Below are 18,770 nucleotides of genomic sequence, written 5' to 3' on the forward strand. Positions count from 1 at the left end.
GCCGGGCTGGTCGATCACGGCCAGCCCGGCAGTCGTTCGTCAGTACGCAGTTCGCCTGCCGACCGGCGCGTCAGCTCCCGCCGTCGGCGTAGGGCAGCTCCACGTACGCCGTCCAGTAGCAGAGGTCGGCCCGGTGCTCGACCAGCGTGACCCGCTTGCCGCAGTGCTCGGAGATCAACGTCGCCGCCTCGTCGAGATCGGATACGTCCGCCTCCCAATGGTGGTCCAGGTAGAGCTTGAGTCCTGGGTTCTCCCGGCCGAGGTCGAGGATCTCTGCCTCCTCCGGCGGCACCAAGATGACGGTGTAACGGGCTGCCGTGTGCTCCGCCTCGCTGAGCTGTTCGGGCAGGTCCGGGCCGGGCCGGAAGTGGTCGATCACCGACGGGATCGGCCCCGGGCTGTCCGCCGGGTCGTACGCCCGCACCTTCACCAACATCACTGGCTCACCTCACTCAGGCTGTATCTCTCGGAGAAGCAACGTTGCATTCAAGATGGCTACGGCGGTAGCCTCGTGTCAAGAGGTTGGGGACAGGAGGATTTCGATGACCAAGCCGACGCCGCCCACCATCGCCATTCGTGGACTCGCCGGCGAACTACGCGCGCTGCGGCGGAGTCAGAAGCTGAGTGTCCGTGGGGTGGCGGCGAGACTCGGCTGGCCGGCGTCGAAGTTGTCCAGGATGGAGACCGGTCGGCAGGGCAGCAAGCTGGAGGACGTCGCATCCCTGCTGGTCATCTACAGTGTCACCGGTGAGGAACGGCAGCGGCTGCTCGCCATGTCGGAGCGCTCCGAGCCCGGCTGGTGGGAGGTGCTGGGCGGCCTTCCGGTCGAGTCCCGGACGTTGATCCAGCTGGAGGCCGAGGCGTCAGCGATCTTCGACTTCGAACCGCTGCTCGTGCCAGGGCTGCTGCAGACCCCCGACTACACCAGGGCGGTATTGCGAGGCTGTGGCGTTCCGGAGGCCGACGCCCAAACCAGAGTCACCGCTCGGCTCGGACGCCAGGCCATCCTTGCGAGGTCTGAACCACCGGCCCTGCACGCGATCCTGGACGAGTCGGCACTGCGTCGGCCGCTCGGCGGCGCGTGGGTGATGGGTCGGCAACTGCGACATCTCATGGATGCCGCCGACCGCCCGAACGTGAATCTCCAGGTCGTGCCGTCGTCGGTCGGCGGCTACACGGGACTGGACGGCGCGTTCGCCATCCTTGACTTCCCACGCAGCCAGACGGTCGTGCACCTTGAGCACAAGATCTCCGGGTCGTTCCTGGAGGAGCCCGAGCAGGTGAGCTTCTTTCGCGATGAAGTGGATAGGCTGCTGGAGGTGGCGCTGAGCCCTGCCGAGTCGATCGACCTGGTGGCCCGGCTCGCGGCAGAACACGAGCGTGAGTGAGGCGAGGATGAACGCAGCCGACCTGTCTGGCCGGGCGTGGCGCACGTCGAGCCGCAGCGGTTCCAACTCCAACTGTGTCGAGGTGGCTGGCGTGGCTGACCATGGTGTCTCTGGTGCACTCGGCGTCGCGGTGCGGGACTCGAAGGATCCGTACGGCCCGGTGTTGTCCTTCACCGGTGCCTCCTGGTCTGGCTTCGTGACCGCACTCCGGGGCGGCTCCGTGTCGAGGTGAGGCTGACGCACCTCATTTCGCCTTTTGAGGTGCGTCAGCCTCACCTCGACGGGCGCGATGTGGTCAGGTGGCGCGTTCGGCGATCGCGTTTAGTAATTTTTATGCGACTTGTTCCTTTTGCCGGAGTGCGTGGTTGAATCGATAGTCCGGCCGCTTTGGCGCAGTTCATCGGTGAGATCGCGGCGGAGCACGAGCGTGAGTGAGGCGAGGATGGACGTAGCAGGCCTGTCGGGCCGGACGTGGCGTAAGTCGAGCCGGAGCGGCTCCGACTCCAACTGCGTCGAGGTGGCTGGGCTCACTGGGGTGGCTGGGTTCACTGACCAGGGTGTCTCTGGTGCGCTTGGCGTCGCGGTGCGGGACTCGAAGGATCCGTACGGCCCGGTTTTGTCCTTCTCCGGCGGCTCCTGGTCTGGCTTCGTGGCCGCCCTTCGGCACGGCTCCGTGTCGAGGTGAGGCTGACGCACGTCAAAACGCGAGATGAGGTGCGTCAGCCTCACCTCGGTGTGCGCGATGTGGTCAGGTGGCGCGTTCGGCGATCGCGTACCGCACCTTTTGTGCGACTTGTTCTTTCCTGCGGAGTACGTCGTCGGCCGTGAAGCGGAGCGCCAGCCAGCCGGCTTCCCGGAGCGCGTTGAAGCGGTACACGTCTTTCCGGAACGCGGCCCGCTCCCGGTGGTGGTCACCCTCGTACTCGATGGCGATCCGCCACTGCGGGTATGCCAGGTCGACCCGCGCGATGAAACGCCCCTTCCCGCTCAGTGAGGCGCTTCGTACCTCGTACTGCAAGGTGGGCTTCGGCAGGCCGGCGTCGTGCAGCAGCAGGCGGAGTCGGCTCTCCATCGGCGATTCACTCAACGGCTCCGTAAGAGCAAGGAGGTCACGCACCTGTTGCAAGCCGCGTAGCCCAGGGCGGGTGTCGATGTATACGGCAAGGTTGTTGCGCGTGACAAGGCGGCGGTGGAGGAACGCGTCGAGGGCGCCGAGCGCGTCGGCGCGTGGCAGCGAGCGACCCAGATCGAACGCAGTACGGACTTCAGTGGTCAAAGGGAGCCCACTCAAGGACGTGATGTCGTCCGGGGTGAGCGTCCGGTACGCGTACCTGATCCTGGGGTGCGGATCAGGCCGGGCGGTCTTCGGCAGCGCGACGTGTACCGGTACCACCGCATGTCTCGGGCCGCGTAGCGGCAGAAGATCAACCCCCCAAAGAAAGGCCGCGCTGAGTTCGTGGATCGCCGCGCCGGGCGGCAGACGTGCGGCGGCGGCCACGCACCACATCCGGTGGTCGTCGGGGTCGTATGAGCCTTCGTGTACGTAGACGTCGGGGAGGATGCGGCGCCAGTGCGGGCCGTTGAGCATCCGTCGGGTGATCAGGCCGGCAGCGATGGCGCGGCTGCCGGAGAACGGCTCGAAGCTCAACTCGCGGGGCACCGTGGCGTGGCGGGACATCGGAGGAGCTTGCCGGGTCGTCACAGTGGTTTTCTGCCCGGTACGCCGGTCAAGTCGCGCATCCGACGCAAGAAAACCATCGCCGGCTCCAGGTACACCCGCCGGGTACAGGAGCGCTGCCGGCCGCGTAGCGCCGTGCTGGCTCAGCCGCGTGGGGCGTACATGATCACGGCGACGCCGATCAGGCAGATCGCCGCGCCGGTGATGTCCCAGCGGTCCGGCCGGAACTTGTCCACCACGACGCCCCAGGCGAGCGAGCCGGCGACGAAGACCCCGCCGTAGGCGGCGAGGATCCGGCCGAAGTTCGGATCCGGCTGCAGCGACGCCGCGAAACCGTACAGCCCGAGCGCCATCACCCCGGCGGCGATCCACAGCAGGCCGCGGTGCTCCCGCCAGCCCTGCCAGATCAGCCAGGCCCCACCGATCTCGGCCAGCGCGGCAAGCACGAACAGGACGAGGGAGCGCGCGACGGTCACGACGCCGACCCTACCCAGACCTCCGCCGGCACCAGGCCGCCGCACTGCCGCCGCATCGAGGTGAGGCTGACACACCTCAAAACGCGAAATGACGTGCGTCAGCCTCACCTCGATGAGGTGACCACGCCGGCGAAAATGACTTGTGCGAGTGTAGGTGAGCTTTGAGTATCGCGCCCATGACGAACAGTGATCTGTGGGATGAGCAGGCAGCACAGGGGTACGACCGCACCTCGGCAGAGATGTTCGCCCCACACGTGCTTACGCCGACAGTGGAGTTTTTGGCGCAGCTGGCCGGCACCGGCCCCGCGCTGGAGTTCGCGATCGGCACCGGCCGGGTAGCGATCCCGCTGTCAGCGAAGGGCATTCCGGTGAGCGGGATCGACTTGTCGCAGCCGATGGTCGATCAGCTGCGCCGCAAGGTCCCGCTGGCAGAGGACCTGCCGGTCGTCGTCGGCGACATGGCGACGGCGACGGTTCCGGGGCGGTTTTCCCTGGTGTACGTCGTGTTCAACAGCATCGGCAACCTGCGTACGCAGGACGAGCAGGTGGAGTGCTTCCGTAACGCCGCCCGGCACCTGTCACCGGGCGGGCGCTTCGTCGTCGAGCTGTGGGTGCCGGGCATCCGGCGGTTCCCACCAGGGCAGTCGGCGGTGCCGTTCGAGGTGACAGACCGGCACGTCGGCTTTGACACCTACGACATGGTCACCCAGCAGGGGACCTCGCACCACTACCGCCGGCGCGACAACGGCAGCGCCAGCTACGGTGCCAGCAACTTCCGCTACATCTGGCCGGCCGAGTGCGACCTGATGGCCCGGCTCGCCGGCCTGGAGCTGGAGCGGCGGGTAGCGGACTGGGACGGCTCGCCGTTCACCTCCGACAGCGAGAAACACGTCTCCGTCTGGCGCAAGCCCTTCGGTCGGAATCTGGATGCGGACGGGGACGCCGTACCGCTAACGTCGACAGACAACAGCGACGACGGAGCCGAGTAGCGGTTGCGCCCACCGGAGTGACAGAGAGCCGCCCACAGCTGAGAGGGTGGACTCCGGCCCAGCCGTGAAGACCCTCCTGAGCTGCGGGAAAGAACGGCTCGTCCGGGCTCAGTAGACTCCCGCCGACTCGCCCACGTCACGGGTAAGCGAAGGCCGCGCCACGCGTACACCACGCGGTGGCGCGGTGAAGGTGTGGTGGCACCGCGAGGATCCCGCTCGCCCACACCTCTCTGGGGACGCGTTGCGCATACCGGAGGAGGTCACCACCATGCAACGCATCCTTTCCGCTGCTCTTCCCGACTTCGTCGAAAAGCCCGTACGGCTGGCTGGCTGGATTCACCGGCGGCGGCTGCTGAAATCCGTCGCGTTCCTGATCCTGCGCGACGCCGCCGGGCTCGCCCAGGTCGTCGTCACCGACCCGGCGGTACGGGCGCAGCTCGAACGACTGCCGGAGGAAACCGTCGTCGCCGTCACCGGCATCGCGACCGCCCAGCCGGCCGCCCCCGGCGGCGTCGAGGTCACCGGCCCGACGATCACGCCGCTGACCGACCCGGCGGCACCCGTACCGTTCGATCTGTATCGGCCGGACCTGCGGGCCAACCTGCCGACGATCCTGGACCACGCGCCGGTCGCGCTGCGGCACCCCAAGCTGGCCGCGACGCACCGGATATCGGCCGCCGCCGTCGCCGGCTTCCGGGAAACGCTGACCGGCATGGGGTTCGTCGAGATCCACACCCCGAAGATCGTCGGTACGGCGACCGAGAGCGGCGCGAACGTCTTCGCCCTCGACTACTTCGGCCGCCGGGCCTACCTTGCCCAGTCACCGCAGCTCTACAAGCAGATCATGGTGGGCGTCTTCGAACGGGTCTTCGAGGTCGGGCCGGTGTTCCGGGCCGAACCGAGCGACACCGCTCGGCACCTGGCCTCCTACACGTCGCTCGACGCCGAACTCGGCTTCGTCGACGACCACCGGGACGTGATCGCCGCCTGCCACGCCACCGTCGCCGGCATGCTGGCGACGGTCGCCGAACGCGCCGGGCCGGCGCTGGAGTTGCTCGGCGTACGGCTACCGGCGCTACCGGCCGAGCCGGTGATCGTGCACTTCGCCGACGCCCTCGACATGATCAGTGCGGCGACCGGCCGGGACGTCACCGGTGAGCCGGACCTGGCCCCGGAGCACGAACGCTGGCTGGGGGAGTGGGCGCTACGCGAACACGGCAGCGACTTCGTGTTCGTCGAGGGCTACCCGACCCGGCACCGGGCGTTCTACACCCACCCGGACCCGGCCAGGCCCGGCTTCTCTCGCGCCATCGACCTGATCTTCCGGGGCGTGGAGCTGGTCAGCGGTGGGCAGCGGCTGCACCGGTACGGCGACTACGTCGACGCGCTCGCCGAGCGGGGCGAGACCGACCTGACCCCGTACGCCGGTTATCTGGACGCGATGCGGTACGGCATGCCGCCGCACGGCGGCTTCGCGTTCGGGTTGGAGCGGTTCGTGGCCCGGCTGCTCGGCGTGCCGAACATCCGGCAGGTCACGCTCTTCCCGCGCGACCTGCACCGCCTCGCCCCCTGACCGGGTGGGTGAAACCGGTAGGCGGCGGGGCGGGTCGGGCGTACGATCGCGGGCATGGATCTGAGGTTGGCCACGACGACGCCGGGACGTCCCGGCGTGCGTTCGCGCTGACCTGATCCTCAGCTGACGAAACGGCCCCGGGCGAGACGCCCGGGGCCGTTTCCGGCTGTCCCACAGGTGTCTCGGCCGGGCCACGAACACCAGGAGACCTGATGACCCTCGTCGATCACCGCAAGCTCGGCCGGGAACTCGACCTGTTCGACTCCGATCCGCTGATCGGTGCCGGCCTGCCGTTCTGGCTGCCGGCCGGCGCGGCGGCCCGCTACGAGGTCGAGTCGTACCTGCGGGAGCTGGAACGCCGCGCCGGATACCAGCACGTTTACTCGCCGGCGCTGGGAAAACGGCAGATGTACGAGCTGTCCGGCCACTGGACCAACTTCGCCGACGACATGTTCCCGCCGATGGCCCTGGGCAGGCAGCACGACGACAACGACGCCGAGGACGTGGCCGAGGACGGGGACGCGCTGGTGCTGCGGCCGAGCCTCTGCCCACACCACGCGTTGATCTTCAAGTCGCGGCAGCGCTCCTACCGGGACCTGCCGCTGCGGATCGCTGAACTCGGCGCCATGTACCGGGCGGAACGCTCCGGCGTGCTCGGCGGGCTCACCAGGGTACGGTCGATCTGGCTGAACGACTCGCACATCTTCTGCGCACTGCCGCAGATCGGTGCCGAGATCGCCGGCGTGCTGCGGCTGATGCGGCAGGCACACGACGCACTCGGCGTACAGGTGTCGTCGTACCAGCTGTCGCTGCGCGGTGCCGGCGGCAAGTACGCCGGCGACGACGAGGCGTGGGAGCAGGCCGAGCGGCTGCTCCGCCAGGCGCTGGACGCGGCGGGTGTCCGGTACGAGGCCGCCGCCGGTGAGGCCGCCTTCTACGGGCCGAAGATCGACGTGCAGATCGTCGACCCGGCCGGGCGTGAGTCGACCCTGTCCACCATCCAGGTCGACTTCCTCCAGCCGGCCCGCTTCGACCTGTCCTACGTCGACGAAAGCGGTGAACGGGTCCGGCCGGTGATGGTGCACCGCAGTCTGGTCGGCTCGATGGAGCGGCTGTTCGCGCACCTGATCGAGGTGCACGCCGGTGCCTTCCCGGCCTGGTACGCCCCGGTGCAGCTGCGGGTCCTGCCGGTGGCCGCCGACCAGCAACCGGTCGCTGACGCGGTGGCTGACGACGCGATCGCCGCCGGGCTGCGGGTCGAGGTGGACGCCGACGGCACCATCGGGTCCCGGATTCGGGCGGCAGTCCAGCGCAGAATTCCGTACGTGGCGGTGATCGGCGCACGGGAGGCGCCGTACGGCCAGGTGGCGCTGCGGCTGCGCGATGGCCGCCAGTTGCCGGCGATGCCCGGTGCCGACGCGATCGCGCTGATCGCCTCGGCGGTCGACCGCCGCTCGGCCGACTTGCTGCCACCCGAGGAAGGACGGTTGCCAGCTGAGGGGAACGGACGGCTGCCGACTGACGTGGACGGACAGTCGAGCCGATGAGGGGCGGGTCGTCAGTCGTCGGCCCAGTCGAGGGTGCGGCTGACGGCCTTGCGCCACTGGGCGTACTCGCGGTCACGGTGCGCCGGCTCCATCGCCGGCCGCCAGTGCGCGTCGGCCCGCCACTGGGCGCGCAGCGTGTCCAGGCCCGGCCAGAAACCGACCGCCAGGCCGGCCGCGTACGCCGCCCCCAGGCAGGTGGTCTCGCTGACCGCCGGGCGCACCACCGGCACGTCGAGCACGTCGGCGAGGAACTGCATCAGCAGCCCGTTGGCGGTCATCCCGCCGTCGACCCGCAGCCGGCGCAGCGCCACGTCGGAGTCGGCGTTCATCGCGTCGACCACCTCCCGGGTCTGCCAGGCCGAGGCTTCCAGCACGGCCCTGGCCAGATGCCCCTTGGTGATGTAGCCGGTCAGCCCGGCGACCACGCCCCGGGCGTCGGCCCGCCAGTGCGGGGCGAACAGCCCGGAGAACGCCGGCACGATGTAGCAGCCACCGTTGTCGTCGACGCTGCGGGCCAGCTCCTCGATCTGCGCCGCGCTGGAGATCAGCCCCAGGTTGTCGCGCAGCCACTGCACCAGCGACCCGGTCACCGCGATCGCCCCTTCGAGCGCGTAGTGCGCCGGGGCGTCGCCGATCTGGTACGCCACCGTGGTCAGCAACCCGTGCTGCGAGGTGACCGCACTCGTGCCGGTGTTGAGCAGCAGGAAACTGCCGGTGCCGTAGGTGCATTTTGCCTCGCCGGGCTGGAAGCAGGTCTGTCCGAACAGCGCCGCCTGCTGGTCACCGAGCGCACTGGCGACCGGTACGCCGGTCAGCGCGCCGCCGGCCACGTCGGCGTCCGCCGTACCGTAGACCGTGGCCGACGGAACGATCTCCGGCAGCATCGCGACCGGGATGCCCGCCGCGGACAAGATCTCGTCGTCCCAGCGCAGCGTGCGCACGTCCATCAGCAGGGTACGGCTGGCGTTTGTGACGTCGGTGACGTGCCGGCCGGTGAGCTTCCAGATCAGCCAGGACTCCATCGTGCCGAACAGCACCTCGCCGCGTTCGGCCCGCTCACGCAGCCCGTCGACGTGTTCCAGCAGCCACATCGCCTTCGGCCCGGCGAAGTACGTGGCCAGCGGCAGCCCGGTGCGCGCCCGTAGCCGTTGCTCGCCGACGGCCGCGCCGAGTCGGCGCAGCTGCGGCCCGGTGCGGGTGTCCTGCCAGACGACCGCGTGGTGCACCGGCCGACCGGTGGCCCGGTCCCACACCACGGTGGTCTCCCGCTGGTTAGTGATGCCGATCGCGGCCAGCCCACCCGGTGGGAGGTCGGCATCGGCCAGTGCCTGCCGGACGACCTGTTCGACGTTGGCCCAGATCTCCTCGGCGTCGTGCTCCACCCAGCCGGGGCGCGGGAAGATCTGCCGGTGCTCCCGTTGCGCCATGGCGACTATCGAGCCGGTGGCATCGAAGACGATGCACCGCGACGAGGTGGTGCCCTGGTCGATGGCGGCGACGTACCGTCCGGCGGTGGCCACGCTGGTCTGCTCCGTCATCGGGCCAGTATGGCCGTAGCCAGGGCCGGCATGGCCGCAGACATCGGCCCCCGTCGGGTCGGCCGGCGCTGGTAGCGTGCCGCCATGGCCTGGTTCGATCTTCCCCTCGATCAGCTGCGGCGCTACCAGCCTGAGCTGTCACCCCCGGCGGATCTGCGCGAGTTCTGGGACGAGACGCTGTCCGACGCCCGGTCGATGGCGGTGCCGCCGGTGGCGACCCCGGTGAAAACCGCGCTGCGCATGATCGACACGTACGACGTCAGCTTCACCGGCTTCGCCGGCCAGGAGATCAAGGGCTGGCTCAACGTGCCGTCGGGCGCCGCCGGGCCGCTGCCGGTCGTCGTCGAGTTCATCGGGTACGGCGGCGGCCGCGGCCGCCCGCACGAGTGGCTGCTGTGGGCCTCCGCCGGCTTCGCCCACCTGGTGATGGACACCCGCGGCCAGGGCGGGTCGTGGCGCGGCGGGGACACCCCGGACGCCGGGCCGGACGGGTCCGGGCCGACCACTCCGGGCTACCTGACCCGGGGGGTGCTGGACCCGGCCGGCTACTACTACCGCCGGCTGATCACCGACGCGGCCCGCGCGGTGGAGATCGCCCCCGAGCTGCCCGGTGTCGACCGGTCCCGGATCGCCGTGGTCGGCACCAGCCAGGGCGGCGGGTTGGCGCTGGCCGCCGCCGCGCTCGCCGGTGACCGGGTCGGCGCGGTGGTGTCCCGGGTGCCGTTCCTGTGCCAGATCCGCCGCGCCGTCACGATCACCGACGCGGACCCGTACAACGAGCTGGTCCGGTTCTGCCGGATCCAACCGGAGCGGGCCGCGGCGGCGTTCGCCACCGTCGACTACGTCGACGCCGCGCACCTGGTGCCGTGGGCCACCGCCCCGGCGCTGTTCAGCGCGGCGCTGATGGACCAGACCTGCCCGCCGTCGACGGTCTTCGCCGCCTACCACGCGTACGCCGGCCCGAAGGAGATCGAGGTGTACGAGTGGGACGGGCACGAGGGCGGCCGGGCGCACTTCGACCAGCTGTCGATCGAGTTCGTCCGCAAGCAGATCGGCTGGTAGCCGGCTGGGCGGCGGACCGGTGCCGGATCAGCAGGGTGACTTGCTGGTACGCGAGTAGGGGGAGGTCGCGCCCACCTGCGTCATGTCGCCGCCGCAGGTCCAGACCCGGTAACCGACCTGGGTGGTGTGGTTCGGGTCGGAGTAGTAGTAGGTGGCGCAGTGGTAGTCCACGCCGCAGGCCGCGGCGTGGGCCACCGATGCGGGGACGGCGACGAAGGCGCCGATGGCGAGCATGGCCGCGAAGAGTGTCCGACGGATCACGAGGGGCCTCCTGGTTGTTGCGCGGGCGCTGACGCGCTTTCCGGGTCGGGCATCTGGGGAGGGGTGTCCCCGGAGCCGTTGCGATGACCCGCAGTCTTGCATCCGACTCTCTGCGTAACAATAGATCTTGGCCTAGATCTGCGGATCTGGATATCTCGTGTCTCGGTCGCGGCCTGCCCCTGCCGCAGGGCTCCGGACGGTGGCTGACCTACCATCAGCTGGTGCGTGACATTGCGGTCTTCAGCGGCAGCGCCCACCCCGAGCTGGCTGCGGAGATCTGCACCCATCTCGACGTACCGCTGCACCCGGTGCGGGTCTCCCGGTTCGCCAACGACTGCCTGGAGGTGCAGCTGCAGGCGAACTGCCGCGAGCGGGACGTGTTCCTGATCCAGCCGCTGGTGCCGCCGGTGCAGGAGCACCTGGTGGAGCTGCTGCTGATGCTGGACGCCGCCCGGGGCGCCTCGGCCGGGCGGATCACCGTGGTGCTGCCGCACTACGCGTACGCCCGGTCGGACAAGAAGGACGCCCCACGGATCTCGATCGGTGCCCGGCTCGTCGCGGACCTGCTGGTCTCCGCCGGTGCCGACCGGGTGCTCGCGATGACCCTGCACTCCCCGCAGGTACACGGCTTCTTCAGCGTCCCCGTCGACCACCTGCACGCGCTGCGCGAGCTCGCCGCGCACTTCCACGACCACGATCTGACCGACACCGTGGTCGTCTCACCGGATCTGGGTAACGCCAAGGAGGCCGCCGCCTTCGCCCGGATGCTCGGCCTGCCGGTCGCGGCCGGGGCCAAGCAGCGGTTCAGCGACGACCGGGTGCAGATCAGCGCGGTGATCGGCGACGTCGTCGACCGCGACGTGATCGTCCTCGACGACGAGATCGCCAAAGGCAGTACGGTGATCGAGCTGATCGACCACCTGCGGGAGCTGAAGGTCCGATCGATCCGCATCGCCTGCACCCACGGGCTGTTCTCCAGCGGGGCGCTGGACCGGCTCAGTGACCAGGACGGCGTACTGGAGATTGTCTGCACGAACACGGTGCCGATTCCGGCCGCCAAGCGGGTGCCGAAGCTGCAGGTGCTCTCCGTCGCGCCGGCGCTGGCCGAGGCGATGCGCCGGATTCACAACGGCGAGTCGGTCAGCGCCCTGTTCGGCTGACCGACTCGTCCACCCCTGCTCCGGCCGCAGCGGGATCGGACAATCCGAGGCTGATCCGTACCGTGGTGCCCTCCGGGCCGGTGGCGACCGCCATGGTGTCGGTCAACCGCTCGGTGAGCCACAGCCCCCAGCCACCCGCTGTGTTCGGCGCTGGGCGGTCCCGGTTGCGCAGCCGGTCGGACCCGATGCCCTGCCCGTTGTCGGCGACCTCGCAGTACATCGACTGTGTGTCACGCCACATCCGCAGCCAGCCCTGGCCGCCGCCGTGCCGGACCGCATTGGTGATCAGTTCGTTGACGGCCAGCACGAAGTCATCGAGCCGCTGGCCGCTCATCCCGGCCGAGCTGGCGCACGATGCGACGTGGTGCCGCAGGTCGGTGACCTGCGACCGGTCGAAGGTCTCGCTGAGCAGATCCATCGGGTCGATAGGCACGACCGTACGCGATGACGGGGGATCTGCGTCGGTCATGGCCCATCCGGCTGCTGATCGTCAGTGCTTTCGCGGCATTCTCACCCTACGTTGACCTGTGGGGAAATGCACATCGGCCCGGGCGTGTCCGGCCCGCCCGGGGACCGCTCGCTCCGTGCCGGGGTGGCCGGCGCTCGCCGGCCGTCCGGTCGTGTGCCATCGTCAGCGGGTGCGGCAGAACCCTGCCCCGGTGGGCACCCTGATCGTTCCGTTGTGGCGGGCCCTCGCGGTGTTCCGGTTCACCGCCCTCGGCTACGTGCTGGTGCTGTACGTGCGCAACGCAGCCGACTACGCCCATCCACTCGTCGCTGTCCCGGTCCTGCTCGGCATGATCGCCTGGACGGTCGCCGCCACCTGGGCGTACGCCCGGCCCCGACTGCGTCGTTGGCCGCTGCTCGCCGTCGACCTGTTCGTCGCGTTGGTCCCGCTGCTGGTCAGCCCATGGATCATCGGGCGGCCCGCGTTGGCCGACGGGGTGCCGACCATCGCGGTCGCCTGGCTCGCCGGTCCGGTGCTGGCCTGGGCGGTCGCCGGCGGCCGGCGGCTCGGGGTGACCGCTGCCCTGGTGCTGACCGCCGCCGACCTCGCGGTACGGGACCGGCTCAACGAGTCGTCGGTCACTCCCGGTGTGCTGATGCTGCTGGCCGGCATCGCCGTCGGGCACGTGGCCCGCTTGATCGGCGCGGCCGAGGACCGGTTGCAGCGGGCGGTCGAGCTGGAGGCGGCGACCCGGGAGCTGGCCGCCGCGACCCGGGAGCGGGAACGGCTGGCCCGCGACATCCACGACTCGGTGCTGCAGGTGCTGGCAATGGTCGCCCGGCGCGGGGCCGACCTCGACGGCGAGGCCGGTGAGCTGGCCCGGCTCGCCGGGGAGCAGGAGGCCGCGTTGCGGGCGCTGGTCACCAGCCGGGTCACCGTACCGCCGGACAAGCCCGCCCCGCTGGCGGCGGCCGGGCTGACGGCGGCCGGCTCCGCGCTGGCGGCCGGGCCGACGGCGCTGGCCGCCCCGCCGGCGGCGTTCGACGCCGGGCCGGTCGACCTGCGGTCCGTGGTCAACGGGTACGCGTCGTCGCGGGTCTCGGTCGCCACCCCGGCCGACCCGGTGCTGCTGCCCGGTCGGCTCGCCGCCGAGCTGGGCGCGGCGCTCGGTGCCGCGGTCGACAACGCGGTGCGCCATGGCGGTCCGCAGGCCCGGGTGTGGGTCCTGGTCGAAGAGGAGCCGGACACGGTTACCGTGTCGATCCGGGACGACGGGTGCGGCATCCGACCCGGTCGGCTGGCGGAGGCCGCCGCGCAGGGTCGGCTCGGGGTGAGCCAGTCGATCGAGGGGCGGGTCGCCGAGATCGGCGGCACGGTACGGATCGTCTCGGAGCCCGGCGCGGGCACCGAGATCGAGCTGCGGGTGCCGAGCCCGGACACGACGGCGGAGGAGCACGGGTGACGGCAGGTGCGCCAGCGGATGCGGTGGATCCGATCCGGGTGATGGTGGTCGACGACCATCCGATGTGGCGGGAAGGGGTGGCCCGGGACCTGGCCGAGGCCGGCCACGAGGTGGTCGCCACCACCGGGGAGGGACGCCAGGCCGTGCGGATCTGCGCGGCGGCCCGACCTCAGGTGGTGGTGCTGGACCTGCAACTGCCCGACATCTCCGGGGTGGAGGTGATCCGCGGCATGCTGGCCGAGCAGCCCGGCGTACGGGTGCTGATGCTGTCGGCCAGCGGAGAACAGCAGAGCGTGCTCGACGCGATCAAGGCCGGCGCGACCGGCTACCTGCTGAAGTCGGCCGGCCCGGGGGAGTTCCTCGACGCGGTCCGGCGGACCGCGACCGGGGAGGCCGTCTTCACGCCGGGACTGGCCGGACTGGTGCTCGGCGAGTACCGCCGGCTGGCCGCTACCGCGCGACCCGCCGGGGACGAGCCCCGGCTCACCGACCGGGAGACCGAGGTGCTGCGACTGGTCGCCAAAGGGCTGTCGTACAAGCAGATCGCCGGCCGGCTGGGGCTGTCCCACCGGACGGTGCAGAACCACGTGCAGAACACCCTGGGCAAGCTGCAGCTGCACAACCGGGTGGAGCTCACCCGGTACGCGATCGAACAGGGCCTCGACGACTGACCGACTGACCGACTGACCGGGCGGTCGGCCGACCGGCGACGCTGCGGTCAGCGGTCGATCGGGTGGTCCTCGGGGGCCTCGGTCTCGTGCACCGCCAGCTCCTCGGCACTGGCCCCACCACCGGCGGCCCCGGCGTCGGCCGCCACCGAGTCCGGTTCCTCGTCGGTGTGCGCTCCCTCGTCGGCTTCCACCAACCGTCCCACCATCCCGTTGTCCGCCCCACCGAGCCGGCCGTGGTCGTAGAGCGAGACCGGTGAGTCCGGATCCGAGTACGGGCCGGGGTCGAGCACGTCGGCGTCGCGTTGCGCCTGGGCGGCGGCCTGTTCGCTGTTGGCCTCGTCGCCGAGCGCCTGGTCGACCGGCCCGCTGAGTGGATCGTCCACCGGCCTGCCCAGCGCCTCCCGGGCGAGTTTGTAGTCCAACGACTCCCCGTCGAGCTGCTCCTGGGCGGTGTTGCCGAAGTGGTCCACCGCCACCGGCACGTCACCCGGGATGCTCTCCGGGTCCGGGCCGTCGGCCTCGCGGCCGCTGGCCACGTCGTCGTACGCGGTCGAGTCGTCGTCCGCGGTCTGCGGGATTCCTTCGGACTCCGGGTCGGAAACCGGCCGGGGGAAGTCGTCTGTACGCATGCCGTCCCATTACCCGGGTCGGTGGCGGTCACACACCTGGTTGGGGCGGGTCGGGGCGGCGTCGCTCCGGCGGCGGGCTGTCGTCACCGTCCGCGCCGGTCGGCACGGCCGGGTCGCCGACCGGCGCCGCCGGCGTCGCCGTGGTCCGACCGGCCGGCACCTGGTACGGGTGCGAGGCGGTGGTAGCCGATGATCCGCTCACCACGTCGGCGGCGAACTCCTCGTCCGCCGGTCGTCCCGGGTGGTACCCGAGGTCGGTTCCGGGCCGTTGGCCGGCCGGCGCCACCGCTGGCCGTACCCGCACCGGCCCGGTGGCCGCCGGGCGCGTCGCCGGCTGGTCCATCGCGGCTTCGGCCGTCGGCTGGTCCACGGTCGGCCCCGTCGTGACGTCGGTTCCGCCGGACCTGGTCCGCCTGCCGACCAGGTAGCCGACCGCCACCCCGGCCAGCAGCAGGGCGAGCCGGGCCGGGCCGGTCGAACTGTCGCGCCGTACCACTGTCAGTCTCCGTCCTGTGGATGGTCCGCCGGATCGATGGCTGCCCAGACGAGTTTGCCGCTCCGCAGCCGGGTGCAGCCCCACCGCCGCGCCACCGAGTCGACCAGCAGCATGCCCCGACCGCCCAGCGCGGTCGGGGCCACCGGCCCCGGCCCGGCCGGGGTGGGCAGGCCGTCCGAGCCGTCGCGCACCGACATCCGCAGTCGGCCGTCCCGCAGACCGATCCGCACCGACATCGGCGTACCGGCGTGCACCACCACGTTGTTCACCAACTCGGTGAGCGCCACGGCGGCCGGATCGACCAGCTGCGGCAGCTCCCACCGGCGACAGCCCTCGGCGAGCAGCGCCCGCGCGGTCCGCGCCGCTCCGACGACCGGATCCAGCTCGGCGCTCAGCGGCGCGGCCGGTGGCGCGCCGGCGATCAGAGCCTCCGCCAGCGTGACGTCGGGCAGTACGGTCAGCCCCGCCGCGGACCAGGCCGGGCCGGTGCCGGGCGGCGCGGCGCAGCAGACGAAGCCGCCGGCCGGCCAGTCGGCGACCGTCCGGGCGACCTCGCCGAGCCGCAGCAACGCGCCGGGCGCGACGTCGCGTACCGCGGAGACGTCCACCGCAACCGGGGCCGCCCGGTCCGCCAGACAGTCCAGCAGCGCCGTTCGGACGTCGTCGACCGCGTGCCGGTCCAGCACCCCGACCAGCCGGATCACCGGATCGGTCGGGTCGCACTCCAGCGCGCATCGCAGGTCGGTAGGCACGTTCCTCCTCCCGGCGCCCCGCACCGGCCCGGCACTGCGGACATCAGCACCGGTCGTCCGCCGCCCCGACGTACCCGTTGGGCGGAAGCGGCTGCTCTGCGTCCCAGTCGCTGCCATGCGTACGGGTACCCCGATTTGGGCGTGTCATACCACCGGTGTGGGTCGTCGCACCTCACCCGTGGCTCTCACCCGAGGGTGGTGCTCGTCGGAACCGGAGGAATCCTCGTACCGCAGGGGTTAGAAAGAACCGCTAGCACCCGTGACGAGCAACGGAGGTGAAGATGCGCGTCGGTCTGGTGTCTGCCCACGATGGAGCTGCGATGGGCCACCCCGTACACCGTGACCTCGCACAGCGTGACCCCGGACGTCTCGACACCGCCGGGCAGCCGGTCACCGGCACCCGGCAGCACATCGCCCGGCTCGCCACCGAACTGGCTGCTCTCGGTCACGAGGTCCGGGTCTACCAGCGGCGGACCGGGCCGGACGAGCCGGACGGCGAGTCGTCGGACGGCTACCAGGTGATCCGGGTGCCGGTCGGTCCGCCGACCCGGCTGGGCACCGCCGAACTGCTGGCCCACCTGCCGGAGTTCGGTCGCTGGCTGGCAGGTCAGTGGGACGACGGGGAGTGGAAGCCGGACGTGGTGCACGGGCACTTCTGGCCGGGTGGTCTCGCGGCGGCCAGCGCGGTCGGCCGCAGCCGGATCCCGCTGGTGCAGACCTTCCACAGCATCGGTAGTCAACAGCAGCGGCAGTTGGGTCCCGGCTACCAGGGTCCGCGGCAACGGATCGCGCTCGAGCAGGCGCTGTGCCGGGTGGTCGACGCGGCCGTCGCGCAGTGCACCGAAGAGGTGGACGAACTGGCCCGGATGGGACGCGACCGCGCGTCGGTCGCGATGATCCCACCTGGGGTGGACACCACCCGGTTCGCGCCGGACCCCGCGCCGCCGGTACGGCGGCGTCGCCGGCTGCTCGCCGTCGGCGACCTCACCCCCGGCTCCGGGCATGACGAGCTGATCGGCGCGCTCCGGCTGGTCGGCGACGTCGACGTGCTCATCGTCGGCGGGCCCGACCGGGCCGAGCTGGCCGGGCACCCGGACGCCCGGCGGCTGCGGGACGTGGCCACCCGGTACGGGGTGGCCGACCAGATCGAACTGCTCGGGGCGGTGCCGGCCGGGGAGATGCCGCAGCTGTACCGGTCGGTCGACGTGGTCGCCTGCACCAGCCGGTACGTGCCGGTCGGCACGGTGGCGTTGGAGGCGATGGCGTGCGGCGTGCCGGTCGTGGGGTACGCCCACGGCGGGGTGGCCGACTGCGTGGTGGACGCGGTGACCGGTCGGCTGGTGCCGCCCGGCGACGTCCGGGCGCTCGGCGTCGCGCTGCGGCGGCTGCTCGCCGACGAGGCCGAGCGGTTCGCGTACGGGCACGCGGCGGTCGACCGGGTCCGGTGCCGGTACGGCTGGGACCGGACCGCCGCCGCCATCGAACGGCTTTATCAGCGGGTGCTCGGGTCGCGCCACGGCGGCCCGGTGCCGGCCGGGTCGAGCGGCGTCGTCTCCGGGCAGTTGCCCGACGGTGATTCGGTCGAGCCGGTCGACGTGGAGATCGATCTGGCGGCGATCGATGCGACCGCGCCGGCGGAGGCGACCGCACCGGCGGAGGCGACCGCCACGCCGGTCCGGGCCGGCTGACCGGTGCTGTTCCGGGCCGGCTGACCGGTGCTGTCGATGTCTGGCCCGACGCTGACCCTGACCGACCGGCCTGTCTGACCCGGGCCGCCGGCCCAGGCCGGCTGCGCGGTCTCGGGTGCGTGCTGAGTCGTCGCGTACCGGGTCAGACCGAGCACGGCGGCCAGCGTGATGAGGAAACCGACCGCGGCCAGCCACTCGCGCCCGGGCCAGATCTTGTCGTTGAGCAGCAGCAGGCCGACGATGGCGGCCGGTACCGCGCCCGCCGCGTCCATCGCCGCGATGGCGGCGGTGACCGAACCGCGCTGCATCGCCAGGCCGATCAGCCACTGACCGATGGCTGAGTGCACGATCAGCAGGTAGAGCAGCGGTTCGGTGACCAGGTCGCGGTAACTGGCGGTGCCGGCGAGCGGCCGGGAGGCGACTGCGGCGGCGGAGAAGGCGAACCCGGCGAGCAGTCCGAGCAGGACGGCCGCGGCCGGGCCGTGGAGTCGGGCCGCCCCGGCACCGAGGGCGGCGATCAGCAGGCCGGCGAGGGCGATGACGGCCACCGCACGGGGGCCGAGCGGGTGCGCCGGCGCGGGTCGGGCGGCGACGACCAGCGCGGTTACCCCGACCAGCAGCAGCACCAGCAGGACCACCTCGGCGGTCGGCAGCCGCCAGCCCAGGGTCAGTACCCCGAGCAGCGCGGTCACGCCGAGGGCGGCGGCCACGCTCGCCTGGACCAGGAACAGCGGCAGGTCCCGCCGGGCGAGGAAGGCCAGCACGAAGGCGAGGCACTGGCAGCCGAGGCCGATCAGGTACACCGGCTGCCGGACGAGTCGCAGCAGCAGACCGGGGTCGAAGCAGTGGCGGACCGTGGTGCGGGCGGCGGCCACCGCCTGAAAGAGGTGTGCGACGCCGTAGGTGGCGATCATCGCCGCGAGAAAACACCAACCGGTCGACGTCACCCGGC

At 71.4% G+C, this 18,770-nt stretch carries 19 protein-coding genes and 2 pseudogenes; 11 read left to right on the plus strand and 10 right to left on the minus strand.

The genetic code is table 11. The features are described 5' to 3' along the window. Positions 1–70 precede the first annotated feature (70 nt). Entirely contained in the window at positions 71–436 is a 366-nt protein-coding gene (locus tag O7629_RS02660; protein ID WP_278167258.1) for a hypothetical protein, read from the minus strand. Between the two features lie 106 nt (positions 437–542). Here O7629_RS02660 and O7629_RS02665 point away from each other — a divergent pair, with 106 nt between their 5' ends. From O7629_RS02665 to O7629_RS02675, 3 genes are all read left to right on the plus strand, one after another. Next, on the plus strand, positions 543–1,388 hold the full coding sequence (locus O7629_RS02665) for a helix-turn-helix transcriptional regulator (RefSeq protein WP_278167260.1): 846 nt from the start codon (positions 543–545) through the stop codon (positions 1,386–1,388). A gap of 7 nt (positions 1,389–1,395) precedes the next feature. Next, the gene (locus O7629_RS02670) at positions 1,396–1,620 is read left to right on the plus strand and encodes a DUF397 domain-containing protein (protein WP_278167261.1); all 225 of its coding nucleotides are present in this window, start codon (positions 1,396–1,398) and stop codon (positions 1,618–1,620) included. A 210-nt stretch (positions 1,621–1,830) separates the two neighbouring features. Continuing rightward, entirely contained in the window at positions 1,831–2,073 is a 243-nt protein-coding gene (locus O7629_RS02675) for a DUF397 domain-containing protein (protein WP_278174371.1), read from the plus strand. A 63-nt stretch (positions 2,074–2,136) separates the two neighbouring features. On the opposite strand, the gene O7629_RS02680 is transcribed toward O7629_RS02675, so the two are convergent. Together O7629_RS02680 and O7629_RS02685 are read right to left on the minus strand one after the other, a co-directional pair. Continuing rightward, entirely contained in the window at positions 2,137–3,066 is a 930-nt protein-coding gene (locus O7629_RS02680; RefSeq protein ID WP_278167262.1) for a DUF559 domain-containing protein, read from the minus strand. Between the two features lie 143 nt (positions 3,067–3,209). Then, positions 3,210–3,542, minus strand: coding sequence for a YnfA family protein (locus tag O7629_RS02685; protein ID WP_278167263.1), 333 nt, complete (start codon positions 3,540–3,542; stop codon positions 3,210–3,212). A 176-nt stretch (positions 3,543–3,718) separates the two neighbouring features. Here O7629_RS02685 and O7629_RS02690 point away from each other — a divergent pair, with 176 nt between their 5' ends. The 3 genes and pseudogenes from O7629_RS02690 to thrS all read left to right on the plus strand — a co-directional run. Further along, positions 3,719–4,531 carry a class I SAM-dependent methyltransferase gene (locus O7629_RS02690; RefSeq protein ID WP_278167265.1) on the plus strand — a complete coding sequence of 271 codons (813 nt, stop codon included), beginning with the start codon at positions 3,719–3,721 and terminating at the stop codon, positions 4,529–4,531. Positions 4,532–4,799: 268 nt separating this feature from the next. Then, positions 4,800–6,104, plus strand: coding sequence for an aspartate--tRNA(Asn) ligase (gene aspS / locus O7629_RS02695; RefSeq protein WP_278167267.1), 1,305 nt, complete (start codon positions 4,800–4,802; stop codon positions 6,102–6,104). Positions 6,105–6,316: 212 nt separating this feature from the next. Further along, positions 6,317–7,579 (plus strand): annotated as a pseudogene (gene thrS / locus O7629_RS02700) (threonine--tRNA ligase); the annotation flags it as partial. 83 nt (positions 7,580–7,662) lie between these two features. Here the strand turns inward: thrS and glpK are convergent. Beyond that, a complete protein-coding gene (gene glpK, locus O7629_RS02705; RefSeq protein WP_278167269.1) occupies positions 7,663–9,189 on the minus strand; it encodes a glycerol kinase GlpK in 1,527 nt (508 codons plus the stop codon). Positions 9,190–9,273: 84 nt separating this feature from the next. On the opposite strand from glpK, the gene O7629_RS02710 reads away from it, so the two are divergent. Next, the gene (locus tag O7629_RS02710) at positions 9,274–10,251 is read left to right on the plus strand and encodes an alpha/beta fold hydrolase (protein ID WP_278167270.1); all 978 of its coding nucleotides are present in this window, start codon (positions 9,274–9,276) and stop codon (positions 10,249–10,251) included. A gap of 27 nt (positions 10,252–10,278) precedes the next feature. Here O7629_RS02710 and O7629_RS02715 read toward each other — a convergent pair whose 3' ends face one another. Beyond that, positions 10,279–10,512, minus strand: a complete 234-nt coding sequence (locus O7629_RS02715) for a DUF6289 family protein (RefSeq protein WP_278167272.1) — start codon at positions 10,510–10,512, stop codon at positions 10,279–10,281. 221 nt (positions 10,513–10,733) lie between these two features. On the opposite strand from O7629_RS02715, the gene O7629_RS02720 reads away from it, so the two are divergent. After that, on the plus strand, positions 10,734–11,672 hold the full coding sequence (locus O7629_RS02720) for a ribose-phosphate pyrophosphokinase (RefSeq protein ID WP_278167274.1): 939 nt from the start codon (positions 10,734–10,736) through the stop codon (positions 11,670–11,672). Here the strand turns inward: O7629_RS02720 and O7629_RS02725 are convergent. Then, positions 11,653–12,141, minus strand: coding sequence for an ATP-binding protein (locus O7629_RS02725; protein ID WP_278167276.1), 489 nt, complete (start codon positions 12,139–12,141; stop codon positions 11,653–11,655). The two genes, O7629_RS02720 and O7629_RS02725, sit on opposite strands and share 20 nt — an antisense overlap. Before the next feature lie 169 nt (positions 12,142–12,310). Here O7629_RS02725 and O7629_RS02730 point away from each other — a divergent pair, with 169 nt between their 5' ends. Together O7629_RS02730 and O7629_RS02735 are read left to right on the plus strand one after the other, a co-directional pair. Then, a complete protein-coding gene (locus O7629_RS02730) occupies positions 12,311–13,582 on the plus strand; it encodes a DUF5931 domain-containing protein (protein ID WP_278167277.1) in 1,272 nt (423 codons plus the stop codon). A gap of 41 nt (positions 13,583–13,623) precedes the next feature. Next, the gene (locus O7629_RS02735; protein ID WP_278174372.1) at positions 13,624–14,253 is read left to right on the plus strand and encodes a response regulator transcription factor; all 630 of its coding nucleotides are present in this window, start codon (positions 13,624–13,626) and stop codon (positions 14,251–14,253) included. 47 nt (positions 14,254–14,300) lie between these two features. On the opposite strand, the gene O7629_RS02740 is transcribed toward O7629_RS02735, so the two are convergent. Genes O7629_RS02740 through O7629_RS02750 form a run of 3 tightly spaced genes read right to left on the minus strand, consistent with a single transcriptional unit; the run spans position 14,301 to position 16,130 of the window. Beyond that, positions 14,301–14,882, minus strand: a complete 582-nt coding sequence (locus O7629_RS02740) for a DUF5709 domain-containing protein (RefSeq protein ID WP_278167278.1) — start codon at positions 14,880–14,882, stop codon at positions 14,301–14,303. 28 nt (positions 14,883–14,910) lie between these two features. Then, positions 14,911–15,378: a hypothetical protein gene (locus O7629_RS02745; RefSeq protein WP_278167279.1), complete on the minus strand. Its 468-nt coding sequence runs from the start codon at positions 15,376–15,378 to the stop codon at positions 14,911–14,913. A gap of 2 nt (positions 15,379–15,380) precedes the next feature. Then, entirely contained in the window at positions 15,381–16,130 is a 750-nt protein-coding gene (locus O7629_RS02750) for an ATP-binding protein (protein WP_278167280.1), read from the minus strand. 320 nt (positions 16,131–16,450) lie between these two features. Here O7629_RS02750 and O7629_RS02755 point away from each other — a divergent pair, with 320 nt between their 5' ends. After that, positions 16,451–17,818 carry a glycosyltransferase gene (locus O7629_RS02755; protein ID WP_278167282.1) on the plus strand — a complete coding sequence of 456 codons (1,368 nt, stop codon included), beginning with the start codon at positions 16,451–16,453 and terminating at the stop codon, positions 17,816–17,818. 131 nt (positions 17,819–17,949) lie between these two features. Here O7629_RS02755 and O7629_RS02760 read toward each other — a convergent pair. Continuing rightward, a pseudogene (locus O7629_RS02760) lies at positions 17,950–18,732 on the minus strand (hypothetical protein); the annotation flags it as partial. Positions 18,733–18,770: the final 38 nt, after the last annotated feature.

Source organism: Solwaraspora sp. WMMD792 (assembly GCF_029626105.1).
Classification (GTDB): domain Bacteria; phylum Actinomycetota; class Actinomycetes; order Mycobacteriales; family Micromonosporaceae; genus Micromonospora_E.

Excerpts from the sequence above, each read along its gene's own strand:
- O7629_RS02660 (WP_278167258.1), bottom strand. The coding sequence starts at position 436 with ATGTTGGTGAAGGTGCGGGCGTACGACCCGGCGGACAGCCCGGGGCCG.
- O7629_RS02665 (WP_278167260.1), top strand. The coding sequence starts at position 543 with ATGACCAAGCCGACGCCGCCCACCATCGCCATTCGTGGACTCGCCGGC.
- O7629_RS02670 (WP_278167261.1), top strand. The coding sequence starts at position 1,396 with ATGAACGCAGCCGACCTGTCTGGCCGGGCGTGGCGCACGTCGAGCCGC.
- O7629_RS02675 (WP_278174371.1), top strand. The coding sequence starts at position 1,831 with ATGGACGTAGCAGGCCTGTCGGGCCGGACGTGGCGTAAGTCGAGCCGG.
- O7629_RS02680 (WP_278167262.1), bottom strand. The coding sequence starts at position 3,066 with ATGTCCCGCCACGCCACGGTGCCCCGCGAGTTGAGCTTCGAGCCGTTC.
- O7629_RS02690 (WP_278167265.1), top strand. The coding sequence starts at position 3,719 with ATGACGAACAGTGATCTGTGGGATGAGCAGGCAGCACAGGGGTACGAC.
- aspS (WP_278167267.1), top strand. The coding sequence starts at position 4,800 with ATGCAACGCATCCTTTCCGCTGCTCTTCCCGACTTCGTCGAAAAGCCC.
- glpK (WP_278167269.1), bottom strand. The coding sequence starts at position 9,189 with ATGACGGAGCAGACCAGCGTGGCCACCGCCGGACGGTACGTCGCCGCC.
- O7629_RS02710 (WP_278167270.1), top strand. The coding sequence starts at position 9,274 with ATGGCCTGGTTCGATCTTCCCCTCGATCAGCTGCGGCGCTACCAGCCT.
- O7629_RS02725 (WP_278167276.1), bottom strand. The coding sequence starts at position 12,141 with ATGACCGACGCAGATCCCCCGTCATCGCGTACGGTCGTGCCTATCGAC.
- O7629_RS02735 (WP_278174372.1), top strand. The coding sequence starts at position 13,624 with ATGGTGGTCGACGACCATCCGATGTGGCGGGAAGGGGTGGCCCGGGAC.
- O7629_RS02740 (WP_278167278.1), bottom strand. The coding sequence starts at position 14,882 with ATGCGTACAGACGACTTCCCCCGGCCGGTTTCCGACCCGGAGTCCGAA.
- O7629_RS02755 (WP_278167282.1), top strand. The coding sequence starts at position 16,451 with ATGGGCCACCCCGTACACCGTGACCTCGCACAGCGTGACCCCGGACGT.